General features: G+C 62.0%; 9 protein-coding genes and 1 pseudogene. 4 read left to right on the top strand and 6 right to left on the bottom strand.

The genetic code is table 11. The annotated features are described in order from the left end of the window. Positions 1-288: 288 nt before the first annotated feature. Entirely contained in the window at positions 289-1,605 is a 1,317-nt protein-coding gene (gene xylA / locus YA0848_RS33670; protein ID WP_169903907.1) for a xylose isomerase, read from the bottom strand. A 139-nt stretch (positions 1,606-1,744) separates the two neighbouring features. Here xylA and YA0848_RS33665 point away from each other — a divergent pair, with 139 nt between their 5' ends. Continuing rightward, positions 1,745-2,941 carry a XylR family transcriptional regulator gene (locus tag YA0848_RS33665; RefSeq protein WP_034112981.1) on the top strand — a complete coding sequence of 399 codons (1,197 nt, stop codon included), beginning with the start codon at positions 1,745-1,747 and terminating at the stop codon, positions 2,939-2,941. Positions 2,942-3,093: 152 nt separating this feature from the next. On the opposite strand, the gene YA0848_RS33660 is transcribed toward YA0848_RS33665, so the two are convergent. The 4 genes and pseudogenes from YA0848_RS33660 to YA0848_RS33650 form a co-directional block, all read right to left on the bottom strand. After that, positions 3,094-5,502: a glucose/quinate/shikimate family membrane-bound PQQ-dependent dehydrogenase gene (locus tag YA0848_RS33660; RefSeq protein WP_198712578.1), complete on the bottom strand. Its 2,409-nt coding sequence runs from the start codon at positions 5,500-5,502 to the stop codon at positions 3,094-3,096. A gap of 175 nt (positions 5,503-5,677) precedes the next feature. After that, the gene (locus tag YA0848_RS36860) at positions 5,678-6,445 is read right to left on the bottom strand and encodes a methyl-accepting chemotaxis protein (protein WP_371264003.1); all 768 of its coding nucleotides are present in this window, start codon (positions 6,443-6,445) and stop codon (positions 5,678-5,680) included. 93 nt (positions 6,446-6,538) lie between these two features. Then, positions 6,539-7,621 (bottom strand): annotated as a pseudogene (locus YA0848_RS36855) (HAMP domain-containing protein); the annotation flags it as partial. 144 nt (positions 7,622-7,765) lie between these two features. Continuing rightward, the gene (locus tag YA0848_RS33650) at positions 7,766-8,656 is read right to left on the bottom strand and encodes a bestrophin family protein (protein ID WP_034097352.1); all 891 of its coding nucleotides are present in this window, start codon (positions 8,654-8,656) and stop codon (positions 7,766-7,768) included. A 238-nt stretch (positions 8,657-8,894) separates the two neighbouring features. On the opposite strand from YA0848_RS33650, the gene YA0848_RS33645 reads away from it, so the two are divergent. Continuing rightward, entirely contained in the window at positions 8,895-9,353 is a 459-nt protein-coding gene (locus tag YA0848_RS33645; protein WP_169903965.1) for a metallophosphoesterase family protein, read from the top strand. Positions 9,354-9,359: 6 nt separating this feature from the next. Here the strand turns inward: YA0848_RS33645 and YA0848_RS33640 are convergent, their stop codons facing one another. Then, a complete protein-coding gene (locus tag YA0848_RS33640; RefSeq protein ID WP_047882561.1) occupies positions 9,360-9,659 on the bottom strand; it encodes an ArsR/SmtB family transcription factor in 300 nt (99 codons plus the stop codon). 90 nt (positions 9,660-9,749) lie between these two features. Between YA0848_RS33640 and YA0848_RS33635 the strand changes: the two genes are divergently transcribed. Continuing rightward, positions 9,750-10,841 carry an NADH:flavin oxidoreductase/NADH oxidase gene (locus YA0848_RS33635; RefSeq protein WP_034097355.1) on the top strand — a complete coding sequence of 364 codons (1,092 nt, stop codon included), beginning with the start codon at positions 9,750-9,752 and terminating at the stop codon, positions 10,839-10,841. A 194-nt stretch (positions 10,842-11,035) separates the two neighbouring features. After that, positions 11,036-13,171, top strand: a complete 2,136-nt coding sequence (locus YA0848_RS33630; protein ID WP_169903964.1) for a TonB-dependent siderophore receptor — start codon at positions 11,036-11,038, stop codon at positions 13,169-13,171. Positions 13,172-13,408: the final 237 nt, after the last annotated feature.

Here is a 13,408-nt window from a genome sequence, read left to right as displayed (position 1 = left end):
AAGACTTTAGGCGAACACTATAGGTGTGATAGGTGTGGCTAACCGGCGTGTTGTGGTAAGCCGGGATTCTGTGGTGAACAGGACACTTTTGTGGTGAACAGGACTTTTGTGGTGAATGCGCTTGTGAGTAGCTTACTGTGGTGAGCGGGCTTGCCCCGCGTTGGGCTGCGAAGCAGCCCCAAACCCACCTCGGTGTATCAGCTAAAAACACATCGCCTGGAATCGGGCCGCTTCGCGCCCCAACGCGGGGCAAGCCCGCTCACCACAATAAGCCCGCTCACCACTCTGTCACCGATAAATAAACCGGTTGACCACCCCCTCCAGCATCTCTTGCCGACCACTCACGGCCTGCGGGTTCAGCCCGTGGGCAAACGCATGTTCGGCCAGGGATTCCAGGCTGAACTCACCGGCCAGCACGGCTTGGCCCAACGGCTGTTGCCAGCCTGCGTAGCGTTGGTCCTTGAACTGCTGCAACCGATCGTTCTGCACCATGGCCGCCGCACGTTCCAGCGCCAGGGCCAGTACATCCATGGCGCCGACATGGCCGTGGAACAGGTCGATTTCGTCGAGGCTTTGGCGGCGTACCTTGGAGTCAAAGTTATAACCGCCGTTCTTGAAGCCGCCAGCCTTGAGGATTTCATAGGTGGCCAGGGTCATTTCCTCGACGCTGTTGGGGAACTGGTCGGTGTCCCAGCCGTTCTGCGGGTCGCCACGGTTGGCGTCGATGCTGCCGAAGATGCCGAGGGACACGGCGGTGGCGATTTCATGGTGGAAACTGTGCCCGGCCAGGGTCGCATGGTTGGCTTCGATATTGACCTTGATCTCATGCTCCAGGCCGTATTCGTGCAGGAAGCCGAACACCGTGGCGCTGTCGTAATCGTATTGATGCTTAGTCGGCTCCTGGGGCTTGGGCTCGATCAGCAGGTCGCCCTTGAAGCCGATCTTGTGCTTGTGCTCCACCACCATGCGCATAAAGCGCCCGAGTTGTTCGCGCTCGCGCTTGAGGTCGGTGTTGAGCAAGCTTTCATATCCTTCGCGACCGCCCCACAGCACATAGTTGGCGCCCTTGAGCCGCAGGGTGGCGTTCATCGCGCTGAACACCTGGGCGGCGGCGCAGGCGAATACTTCCGGGTCAGGGTTGGTGGCCGCGCCGGCCGCGAAGCGCGGGTGGCTGAAGCAATTGGCGGTGCCCCACAGCAGCTTGATGCCGGACTGTTCCTGATGGCGTTCCAACTGATCGACCATCTGCGCAAAGTGTTCGCGGTACTCCTTGAGCGAACTGCCCTCGGGGGCTACGTCGGTGTCGTGGAAACTGTAGTAATCGATGCCCAGCTTGGAGAAGAACTCAAACGCGGCCTCGGCCTTGCCCATGGCCACTTCCATCGGGTCGCCGCTGCGCTGCCACTGGCGCTTGAAGGTGCCGACGCCGAACATGTCCGCACCGGGCCAGACAAACGTATGCCAATAACAAGCCGCCATGCGCAGGTGCTCGCGCATCGGTTTGCCGAGGATCAGTTTGTTGGCGTCGTAGTGGCGAAAGGCGAGGGGGGTAGCGCTGTCGGGGCCTTCGAAGCGAACCTTCTCGACACCGGGGAAGTACGTCATGGCGTGTTCCTTATTGTTCTGGGCGGTGTCTGGATACTAGCAACGGCACCTGGCTCGCTAATTATGAAAATCACCAAGCGATGGTGCGATTTTGAGTGGCGGGGGCTACCCTGTGGCGACTGGCCTGAGGACAACAACAATGAAAACCCTACCGCCCGTGCACCGCATTGCCTTGCTATTCAACGGCAGCAAAATCTACGATCGTGGCATCATCGCCGGCATCGGTAATTACCTGAGCAGCACCCGCGCATCCTGGGATTTGTTCCTGGAGGAAGACTTTCTGTGCCGGCTCAAAGGCATCGAGCGCTGGCAAGGCGACGGCATCATCGCTGACTTCGATGACCCGCTGATCGGCGAGGCCCTGGCCCACAGCAAGTTGCCGGTGGTGGCGGTGGGCGGTTCTTATGAGGATGCAAGCGCCTATCCCAAGGGTATTCCCTACGTGGCCACCGACAACCATGGGTTGATGAAGCTGGCCTACGAGCACCTGATCGAGGCCGGCTTGACCCGCTTTGCCTGTTTCAGCCTGCCACCGGCCCAGGCCAATCGCTGGGCCCAGGAGCGGGAAAAAGCCTTTCGCCGCTTGATGCAACGCGATGGCCTGAACGTCGAGGTGTATCGCGGCCTGGGCACCAGCGCGCCATTGTGGGACAGCGCGGTGGAACAGCAGATTGCTTGGTTACAGAGCCTGCCCAAGCCCATCGGCATCATCGCCGTCACCGACGCCCGCGCTCGGCAACTGCTGCAAGCCTGCCTCACCGCCGGTATTGCGGTGCCGGAAGAAGTGGCGCTGATCGGCATCGACAACGACCCGCTGACCCGCACCCTCACGCGGGTGCCGCTGAGTTCGGTAATCCAGGGCACGGAAACCATGGGCCGCACTGCCGCCGCGCTTCTTCATCAGATGCTGCACGGCAAACCTTGCGCCGGTACGCAGATTCTGGTGCCTCCGGAGGCAATCAACGTGCAGGCCTCCAGCTTGCATCAGCCTCTGGGCAATCCGTACGTGATGCAGGCGCTGCTGTTTATCCGCCAATACGCCTGCCAGGGCATCAAGACTGCACAAGTGGCGGCCTATGTCGGCGTGTCGCGTTCCTCCCTGGAGTCGCACTTTCGCAAGGAGCGCGGGTGCAGCGTGCATGACGAGATCTTGCGCTTCAAACTCGCCGCCGCCGCCAAAGGCCTGGCAAGCCACGAACGGGCGATTGCCGACGTGGCGGCGCAATGCGGCTTCACATCGGCGCAGTATCTGCACACCGTTTTTCGCCGTGAATTTGGTTGTACGCCGCGGGAGTACCAGCGAGGCGAGGAGTGTGCGTTGCCCGTGCCTGATTAGGGCCTGACATACGCTGCTGAACCTGTGTGGGAGGGGAGCTTGCCCTAATGCCAGTCGCTCTACTCAGTATTAACTGAAAAAACCGGCTCAAAATGTGGGAGGGGGCAAGCCCCCTCCCACATGTTCAAGCAGTGCCGGAGCGCACGCAGGCGTTATGGCAAGGCGTAGGCGATCACATAGTCGCCCCGGTCGGTGGACTGGCGCGCGCCGCCGGCAGTCACCACGACGTATTGCTTGCCGGTTTTCGGCGACACGTAGGTCATCGGGCCGCCCTGGCTGCCGACGGGCAGGCGGGCTTTCCAAATTTCTTCGCCGTTGCCGCTGTTGAAGGCGCGCAGGTAGAAGTCCTGGGTGCCGGCGATAAAGATCAGGCCGCCCTGGGTCGACAGCGTGCCGCCGAGCGTCGGCAGGCCGATCTTGATCGGCAGGTGCATACGGATGCCCAGCGGACCGGTGTCTTCCACGGTGCCCACCGGCACTTGCCAGGCGATTTTCTGCGTTTTCATATCAATGGCGGTCAGGGTGCCGAACGGCGGCGCCTGGCAGGGGATACCGGCCACCGACAGGAAGCGGTTTTTGTTCACCGCATACGGCGTGCCCTTGAGCGGTACTGCGCCCATGCCGGTGTTCAGCGCTTCGCCACCGGACGCGGCCTGGGCCTTGTTCTGCGACGGGATCATCTGGATCCACAGGCCCAGGCGCATGTCGTTGACGAAGATAAAACCATGCACCGGGTCGGTGGAAAGACTGCCCCAGTTCATGCCGCCCAGGGAACCGGGAAAGCTCAGGGATTTATCCGTGCCCGGCGCGGTGTACAGGCCGTCGTAGCGCATGCCCTTGAAGTCGATGCGGCACAGCAACTGGTCATATGGGGTGGCGCCCCACATGTCCGATTCCCTCAGGGTTTGCGCGCCGATCTGCGGCATGCCCACGGATTTGGGCTGGGTTGGCGAATAGGGTTCGTTGAGGATATTGGCGGCCTTGACCGGCACGTCCTTGACCTCGGTCAGCGGCTTACCGGTGGCGCGGTCGAGCACGTAGATTTGCCCGGCCTTGGTGCCGATGACCACGGCAGGCACGGCCTTGTCGCTGCCCGGCGGGGTGAAGTCGATCAGGCTCGGCTGCATCGGCAGGTCGAAGTCCCACAGGTCGTTGTGGACGGTTTGGTACACCCACTTTTCGGCCCCGGTGGAGGCGTCCAGCGCCAGCACGGACGCGCCGTATTTATGGTTGAGCGCGGTGCGCTCCACGCCATAGATGTCGGTGGACGAACTGCCCATCGGCAGAAAGACCGTGTTCATCTGCGGGTCGTAGGACATCGGCGCCCAACTGTTGGGCGTGCTGCGCACATAAGTGCTGCCAGCGGCCGGCGCTTGTTTGTCGTCGGGGTTGCCCGGGTCGAAGGCCCAGCGCATGTGCCCACTGATTACGTCGAAACCACGGATCACGCCGCCGGGCATATCGGTCTGCACGTTATCGGCGACGCGGCCACCGACCACTACGGTGGTCCCGGCGATCAGCGGGGCGGAGGACAGTTGGTAGTAACTGTCCGGCACATTGCCGAGGCCGGCTTTGAGGTCCACCTGGCCATGGGTGCCGAAGCCTTCGCAGAACTGGCCGGTGTCGGCATCCACGGCAATCAGGCGCGCATCGATGGTGTTGGTCAGCAAACGGCGCTGGCACTGCGCACCGGCTGGAACGCTGGCGGCGATGATCGGCGAGCTGTTGGGTTGGGTCGGCTGGGCGATGGGCGCGCTGGCGTCGAAATAAGCCAGGCCCCGGCATCGTTGCCAGACTGCCGACTGCGCGTTGATCTGGTTTTTCCACAGCTCTTTGCCGGTGTCGGCGTCCAGGGCGATCAGGTTGTTGTGGGGCGTGCAGATAAACACCTTGTTGCCGATCTGCAGGGGTGTCAGTTGGTCTTCGGCACCGTTGCCGTCGCTGATGGCCACATCGCCTGTGCGATAGGTCCAGGCCACTTTGAGCTTGTCGATGTTGTCGCGGTTGATCTGATCCAGGGCGGCAAAGCGGCTGCCGCCCTCAGTGTTGCCGTAGTGCGCCCAGTCTTTCTGCGCCTCGGCCGGCACCACCGGCGTGACACCCGGGCCCGCACCCGTTGGCGCCACGCTCGGGTGCGCGACAAACATATTGCCCGCCGCCACCGCCACGCCTACCGCCAATACCGCCGCGACACCATACGCGCCGCGTGCCGGCTTGCTGGCCAGCAGCGGATACGCCAGCGCCACCACCAGGCCGATCACTGCGAACATGAACAATCGCGAAAACAGCGGCCAGAACACCAGCCCCACCTCTGCCACCGCCCACACGGCAGTGCCGATCAGAAACGCGGCGAACAGCCACGCGCCGGCCGGTTTGCGACGGGCAATCAACAGGCCGGCTACCGCCATGGCCACACCGCCCAGCAGGAAATACCGAGAGCCACCGAGGCTGACCAGTTTGGCGCCGCCGACGGCCAGCGCAAGGCCGAGCAGGGCGATGATCACGCCCAGGCCCAGCAGGAAGAATCTAGAGACGCCAGCGGCGCGCGATGCTCGTTTCATGTCGAAAGGACTCGAGTGAGAGAGGGCAGAGGCGCAATGTTAGCAAGACAAGTAACTAGTTAGTACATTTTTGCTTGGCAGTTGAATTTAATGGCCATGGCGAGGGCTCGGGCATGAAAAAGCCGCTTGTTCCGTCAGAAACAAGCGGCTTTATTGATCGCCTTCGGTGCTTTGGCTAGAACTTGAAGCGACCCACCAAGCCTTTGAGCTGAGCGGAAATATCGGTCAAACGGCCCGAGCCGGTCTGTGCCGAGTGTGCGAAGCCTTCGACCAGTTGCGCATCGGCATGGATCTGCGCGATGTGGCGGTTGATCTCTTCGGCGACTTGGTGCTGCTCTTCGGCGGCGGTGGCGATCTGGGTGTTCTGGTCGCGGATCGAGTCCACCGAGCCGCGGATCTTGTCGAAGCTGTCGCGGGCCTGCTGGATGCGTTCCACGCTGGTATGGGACACCAACAGGCTGCCTTGCATCTGCTGCGTGACTTCCTGGGTGCGGCGGGCGAGGTTGCCCAGCAGGCTGTCGATCTCGCCGGTGGAGTCGGCGGTGCGGCGGGCGAGGGCGCGGACTTCGTCGGCGACCACGGCAAAACCTCGGCCCTGATCGCCGGCCCGGGCGGCTTCGATGGCGGCGTTGAGCGCCAGCAGGTTGGTCTGTTCGGCAATCGAGCGGATGGTATCCAGGATGGTGTTGATGTTTTTACTGTCCTGCTCCAACTGCTGCATGGTCTGGGTCGACTTCTGCAAGTCTTCACTGAGCCGCAACACGCTGCCGGTGGCTTCGCCGATATGTTGCTGGCCGTCATGCACGTCGCGGTAGCCTTCGTCGGCGCTGGAAGCGGCGGCGCTGCAAGAGCGTGCGACTTCATTGGCGGTGGCCACCATCTCGTTGAACGCGGTGCTCACCAGTTCCACTGCTTCGCGCTGGCGCCCGGCGGCCTGGTTCATATTGTTGGCCACTTCGCTGGTGTCGGCGGCGGCGCTCTGCAGATCGGAGGATGCGTTACCGATGCGCTGCACCAGTTGCGCGATCATGCCCAGGAACTGGTTGAACCAGCCGGCCAGGGTGGCAGTTTCGTCTTTGCCCTGCACCTTGAGTTGACGGGTAAGGTCGCCTTCACCTTCGGCGATTTCCTGCAGGCCGTCGGCCACGCCGCGAATCGGCCGCACGATGACGCTGGCAAAGCTGGCACCGACAATGGCGAACACCACCGCCAGGGCTGCGGCGATGGCGGCGATCAACCAGGTCAGGCTGGTGGCGCCGGCCATCACTTCGTCGCGCTTGATCAGGCCGATAAAGCGCCAGCCCAGGTCTTTGGAACTGACCACGTTGGCCATATAGGCCACGCCGTCGATGTCGATCTGGGTCACGCCGTCGCCGCGTTTGGCCAATTCGGCGTAGTTGGGGCCCAAGTCGGCCAGAGGCTTGAAGTTGTGCTTGGCATCGCTGGGGTCCACCAGCACGTTGCCGTTGCCTTCCACCAGCATCAGGTAACCGCTGTCACCGAGCTTGATGTTCTTGACCAGTTCGGTCAGTTGCTTGAGCGACACGTCCAGGCCGACCACGCCCAGCACATTGCCGCTGGTATCGGCCACGGTATGCACGGTGCCGATCAGCACCACGTCGTCCGGCGCCCAGTAGTACGCGCCAGTGCGCACCGTGGTGCCAGGCGCGGCAACCGCCGCCTTGTACCAGGGGCGTACGCGCGGGTCGTAGTTGGTCAGCTTGGCGTCGTCGGGCCAGCTGGCGTAGCCACCGTCGGCGAGGCCGAGGGACAGGTAGGCCGTGGTGGGATGGCTCTTGGCGAATTGATCGAAGATCGCCAGCAGCTCTTTATTGGTTGGGGTCAGCGGGATTTGCGCAGCGTCGGCACTGGCATAGCTCTTGAGATCTTTGGCCGCGACCACGCGCGGGTCCTTGGCCACGTACTCGACGTTCTGGCTGATGCCGTCGAAGAACTGCTTCATGCCATTGTCGATCTGGCGGATTTCCCGTCCGCTGCTGTCGAGGAAATTGGCCTGAGCCCCCTCGCGCAGATTCAACACTACCAGTACCGCTACCAGGATGACCGGCACGCACGCGATAGCCGCGAACGCCCAGGTCAGCTTCTGCTTGATATTCATGACTTTCACCCGCGGGTATTTATAGTTTTGGCAAGGCAAACAGTAGTGCTGAGCGTCGCAGGGGTTGTTATGAAGGGTGGGTCCTTGCGTACGTACCCTCTTTATCGACCGAGAGGGCACGCACTTTAGGGCGCGTAGGTGGGTTCAGCCGATCAAATTGTCGGCCAGGGTGTCGCGGCGCATCGATTGCAGGTTTTTCTCGATGGTTTCGCAGATGGCTTCCATCTGGATTTGGTGTTCGCTGGAGCGGAACGGGCTTTGCAGGTCGGTGCCGATGCGTTCGATAGCCAGCAGCATAAAGCCCACCACCGTGGAGGCCAGCGGGGTGAACCAGCCCAGGGATTCCACCAGACCCACCGGTACGATCAGGCAGAACAGGGTGATAAACAGACGCGGGAAATACACGTAGGGGTAGGGCAGCGGCGTGTTGGCGATACGCTCCATGCCGCCCTGGGCGTTGGACAGGTCCACCAGGGTCGATTCCAGCCGCGCCAGGCGAATGCTGTCCAGATGCCCGGCCTTGTATTCGCGGGCCAGTAACGCCGCCGAACCGGTAAGGATGTCATTGGCGAAATTATTGGTCGCACCGTTGCGCGCAAACTCATCGGCAGGGATGAACGCGCGCACTTCATCGGGGCACGGCTGGCCCCGCAGGTGCGCGGCCAGGCAGTTCACATAGGCCACATGCCGGCGCAACAGCGTGGATTTGATCGGGTTGACCTCACTGCCCGGGTCGTCCAGCAGGGTCAGCACCTGGCGCGCAAAGCTGCGCGAATTGTTGACCATCGCGCCCCACAACGTGCGGGCCTCCCACCAGCGGTTATAGGCGCTGCTGTTGCGAAAACTGATCAACACCACGAGTGCCGAGCCCAGCAGGGTCAGGGGCATCAGCGGCAGGTTGATCTTGGCTGTGAGAAACAGCATGAAGTCCACCGTCACGGCGACGTCCCACAGCAACAGCCAGAACAACGACCAGCCGACGTAGCCCATGGTCTTGATGACCAGGCGGTACTTTTTGATGATGGCGGCTTTCAAATGACAACCTCGCGGCGAACGGTAAGCAACAGTGCCTTAGCTCGGACGCCGGCGAGCCCGTTAGGTTCGCCGCAACCTGAAGCGTTTAAGCCGCCGGGCGCAACAATTTTGGTAGCGATGGCAGCAGGTTTGAGATCGCGGCCTGGCTGAATGTGTGGCACGCCTGCTCACTTGTCAGCCTCTAAGAGTTGTGTAGATACCTATGTATGCTGAGTCAAACCTTCGAGAGTGAGCCCCTATGAAGATCGGCGTAATTTCCGATACCCACGGCCTTCTTCGGCCCGAAGCTGTGGCGGCCCTGCAAGGTTGTGAGCAGGTCGTCCATGCGGGCGACATTGGCAGTGCCGACATTATCGAGCAACTGGCCGGCATCGCGCCGCTGCATGTGGTGCGTGGCAACAATGATCAGGATGCGCCATGGGCATGCCAGGTGCCTGATCATCTGCACATTACGCTCAACGGCTGCCCAACTTTGCTGGTGCATGACGTCGCCGATGTCCCGGCATTGCTCACGCCTCACACGCGCCTGGTGATCACCGGGCATTCGCATAAACCGTTGATCCAGTGGCGCGGTGAAATCCTGTATGTAAACCCAGGCAGCGCGGGGCGCCGGCGTTTCAAGTTACCGGTGACGCTGGCGCTGCTTGAAATAGACGACGGCACTATCGACGCTCGCTTGGTGTCACTGCTGGAGTGAAGCGGCTTATTGCTGGGCAAGAATGGACGCGAGCAAACCAGGAAAGCGGCTTTCAAGCTCATCCCTGCGTAACGAGTTCATATGGGTGGTGCCCACGCTGCGGGTATTCACCAGGCCGGCGTCGCGCAGCACGCGGAAGTGGTGGGACATGCTCGACTTGGGCCGCCCGCCATCCAGTTCGCCGCAGGTGGCTTCTGGCACGCCGGCCAGGCATCGGACGATCTCCAGGCGCACCGGATCACTCAGGGCGTAGAGCACGCGTTCGAGTGTGAGGTCTTGCAGGGGAGGGTGTTTGAAGGCTCGCATGAAACGAATCATAACAGGGGGGTATCGCTGAATACTATTGTTCGATTACCATCGAACTATCGAATCAGTCACCTGCTCTTGGAGTTTACGATGTCCGCTCTATTCGAACCCTTCACCCTTAAAGACGTCACCCTGCGCAATCGCATCGCTATTCCGCCAATGTGCCAATACATGGCCGAAGACGGCATCGTCAACGATTGGCACCATGTTCACCTGGCAGGCATGGCGCGCGGCGGTGCAGGACTTTTGGTGGTGGAAGCCACCGCAGTGGCCCCGGAAGGCCGTATCACCCCAGGCTGTGCCGGCATCTGGAGCGATGCCCACGCCGAAGCTTTTGTGCCCATGGTCAAAGCCATCAAGGCCGCAGGTTCGGTGCCAGGCATCCAGATCGCCCACGCCGGACGTAAGGCCAGCGCCAATCGCCCGTGGGAAGGCGATGACCATATCCCTGCTTCCGACGCCCGCAGTTGGGAAACCATCGCGCCGTCTGCGATTGCGTTCGGTGCCAACCTGCCCAACGTGCCGCGCGCCATGACCCTGGAGGACATTGCCCGGGTCAAACAGGACTTCGTCGATGCCGCGCGCCGTGCCCGCGACGCCGGTTTCGAGTGGATCGAACTGCACTTCGCCCACGGCTACCTGGGCCAGAGTTTCTTCTCGGAACATTCCAACCAGCGCACCGACGCCTACGGCGGCAGCTTCGACAATCGTAGCCGCTTCCTCCTGGAAACCCTGGCCGCTGTGCGTGAAGTCTGGCCGGAAAACCTGCCGCTGACCGCGCGTTTTGGCGTGATCGAGTACGACGGCCGTGACGAGCAGACCCTCACCGAATCCATCGAACTGGCGCGTCGTTTCAAGGCCGGCGGCCTGGACTTGCTGAGCGTCAGCGTCGGTTTCACCATTCCGGACGCCAACATCCCGTGGGGCCCGGCTTTCATGGGGCCGATTGCCGAACGTGTGCGGCGGGAAGCCGGCATACCGGTGACCTCCGCGTGGGGCTTCGGCACCCCGCAACTGGCTGAAGGCGCGTTGCAGGCCGGTCAGCTGGACTTGGTGTCGGTGGGGCGCGCGCACCTGGCCGACCCCCATTGGGCGTATTTCGCCGCCAAAGAATTAGGCGTGGAGAAATCCGCCTGGACCTTGCCGGCGCCTTATGCGCATTGGCTTGAGCGCTATCGCTAAGGTCCTGGCGAGGTAATGGAAGCCACTCAATCGAGTGGCTTTTTTACGTCTGGCCATTGAGTTGATACACAGCGGATACACGAAAAATAACGAATGAGAACAGATATCAAACACGAATGACTTGATATACCATTCGCGGCGAATTCTTGGCAGGTTTGCCGTCCCATCTGGCTCATTCACTAGGCTGAACACCCATGCGTCGTACGCTGATTTCCCTGTGTGTCCTTCAGGCGTTTTCCCCTTTTACCTGGGCGCAGGAGGTCACCACGCCATCCGCCAGCCTTGAGTTACAAGCGACCACGGTCACTGGCGAAGGGGATTACGAGACGGCGCAAGGTCCCGTCAAGGGCTACCACGCCACGCGTTCGGCCAGTGCGACGCGCACCGACACCGCCATCCACGAAACACCGCAGTCCATCAGCGTGGTGTCCAAGGACGTGGTCGAAGACCTCGGCGCAACGCGCCTGCAAGATGCTCTCGACTACGCCGGCGGCGTAGGCCGCGCCAACAACTTCGGCGGGCAGGGCCTCACCACGTTTACCGTGCGCGGCTTCACCACCGGCGAGTTCTACCGTAACGGCTTCCCGATCAACCGTGGCTACCCGAACATGCCGGACGCCAACACCATCGAGCGCCTGGAAGTGCTGCGCGGCCCGGCCACCATGCTGTACGGCCGTGGCGATCCGGGCGGCACCTTCAATGTCGTGTCCAAGCAACCGCTGGCCGAACGCACGGTGACCCTAGGCAGCCAGTTGAACGACCAGGGCATGCAGCGCGGCACGCTGGACGCCTCCGGCCCGCTGGACGAAGAAGGCCGCCTGGCCTATCGCCTGAACGTGGTGGGCGAGGGCGGCGACACTTTCCGTGATCATGTGTCGACCGAGCGCTACGGCGTCACCCCGGTCCTCACCTGGCAGGCCAGCGATGACACCAAGGTGATCTTCGAAGGCGATTTCATGCGTAATAACCATCCGCTGGACCGTGGCCTGACGCGCTTCCCCAACCAGGCCGGCACGCCGTCCCGCGACACGTTCTGGGGTGACAAGGACGTGGGCAAGCTGCACAACGACAACAACATGGCCCAACTGCGTTTCGAGCATATGCTCAACGACAGCTGGACGTTGGGGGGTGGGTTTCAGTGGTTGGATGGGACGTTGCAGGGGAATGCCATCGAGGCTAACGGCCCCGGTAGCCTGAGCGCCGACGGCCGCACGCTGCAACGCAACTTCAACTACCGCAAGCTGGAATGGACCGACAAGGACTACCAACTCAATCTGACCGGGCACTTCTCCACCGGCGGCCTCGATCACACCTTGCTGACCGGCATCGAGTACGAGGACTACGATTACCAGTCGATCATCCAGCGCTCCAGCGCCGCCGCCGGCACCTACTCGATCGATATCTTCAATCCGGTCTACGGTCAGACACGCCCGCCGCTGACGCGCACGCCGACCCACGACAAAGAAAACCTCAAGACCTACGCGGCTTTCGTGCAGGACCAGGTGGCGCTGACCGAACGCTTGAAAGTCCTGGCTGGTGCGCGTTTCGAGCGGTTCGAGCACGACTACGAAAGTTATGTGACGGGTGTCAAACCGTGGCAGGCCGCGGACAACGCCGTGACTCCACGGCTGGGTGTGATCTATGACCTGACAGACACCGTCGCCGTCTACGCCGACGCCGCACGCTCGTTCAAGCCCAACACCGGTGCCAGCCGTGAAGGCGGAGGTTTCGCCCCGGAGAAAGGCAAGTCCTACGAAATGGGCATCAAGTGGGAGGCCCTGGACCGTCAGTTGAGCGTTGACGCGGCGATCTACCAGATCGAGAAGAAGAACGTGCTCACCACCGATCCCGTGGATTCCACCTTCAGCGTCGCCGCTGGCCAGGTCCGCAGTCGCGGTTTCGACCTTAACGTTGCCGGCAATCTCACCCCCGAATGGCGCGTGATCGGCGGCTATGCCTATGTGGACGCCGAAGTCACCCGGGACAATACCTTGCGCAGTGGCACGCGCTTGCTGAATATCCCGCGTAACAGCTTCAGCCTGCTCAACGTCTACGAATTCCAAGACGGCGCACTAAAGGGCCTGGGCCTTGGCGCCGGCGGTAAATACGTCGATGAACGCGCGGGCCAGACCGCCAACAGCGCGTTTTCCATGGGCGCCTACACCGTCGTCGACCTGCTCAGCTACTACAAGGTCAACGACAAGATCCGTCTTAACCTGGACGTGAAGAACCTGTTCAACCGCGAGTACGAAGAGGGTGCGTTCGGCAATATCTACGCGTACCCCGGCGCGCCGCGTACGGTGCAGGTTGGTATTGCCTACACCTTGTAACGCCGTCTTGTCGGCTTGCAATGGCATAGGGGCGTAACCAGATAGTTGGAGCTAAGTGTGGGAGGGGGCTTGCTGGGTTGAGGCTTGCTGTGGTGAGCGGGCTTGCCCCGCGCTGGGCCGCGAAGCGGTCGTGTCTGCAGGCGGTGCGGAGGGTCAGGCGGAAACGGTTGGCAGGTTGTGGGGCGGCTTCGGAGTCCAGCGCAGGGCAAGCCTGCTCACTACACGGGCTGTCTGTTA

It is taken from the genome of Pseudomonas sp. S4_EA_1b (genome assembly GCF_016307435.1).
In the GTDB taxonomy this organism is placed as follows: Bacteria; Pseudomonadota; Gammaproteobacteria; order Pseudomonadales; family Pseudomonadaceae; genus Aquipseudomonas; species Aquipseudomonas rhodesiae.
This window is presented reverse-complemented; position numbering and strand designations above follow the sequence as displayed.

Coding starts and splice junctions, on each gene's coding strand:
- xylA (WP_169903907.1), bottom strand. CDS start 1,605: ATGACGTACTTCCCCGGTGTCGAGAAGGTTCGCTTCGAAGGCCCCGAC.
- YA0848_RS33665 (WP_034112981.1), top strand. CDS start 1,745: ATGAAAACCCTACCGCCCGTGCACCGCATTGCCTTGCTATTCAACGGC.
- YA0848_RS33660 (WP_198712578.1), bottom strand. CDS start 5,502: ATGAAACGAGCATCGCGCGCCGCTGGCGTCTCTAGATTCTTCCTGCTG.
- YA0848_RS36860 (WP_371264003.1), bottom strand. CDS start 6,445: ATGAACCAGGCCGCCGGGCGCCAGCGCGAAGCAGTGGAACTGGTGAGC.
- YA0848_RS33645 (WP_169903965.1), top strand. CDS start 8,895: ATGAAGATCGGCGTAATTTCCGATACCCACGGCCTTCTTCGGCCCGAA.
- YA0848_RS33640 (WP_047882561.1), bottom strand. CDS start 9,659: ATGCGAGCCTTCAAACACCCTCCCCTGCAAGACCTCACACTCGAACGC.
- YA0848_RS33635 (WP_034097355.1), top strand. CDS start 9,750: ATGTCCGCTCTATTCGAACCCTTCACCCTTAAAGACGTCACCCTGCGC.
- YA0848_RS33630 (WP_169903964.1), top strand. CDS start 11,036: ATGCGTCGTACGCTGATTTCCCTGTGTGTCCTTCAGGCGTTTTCCCCT.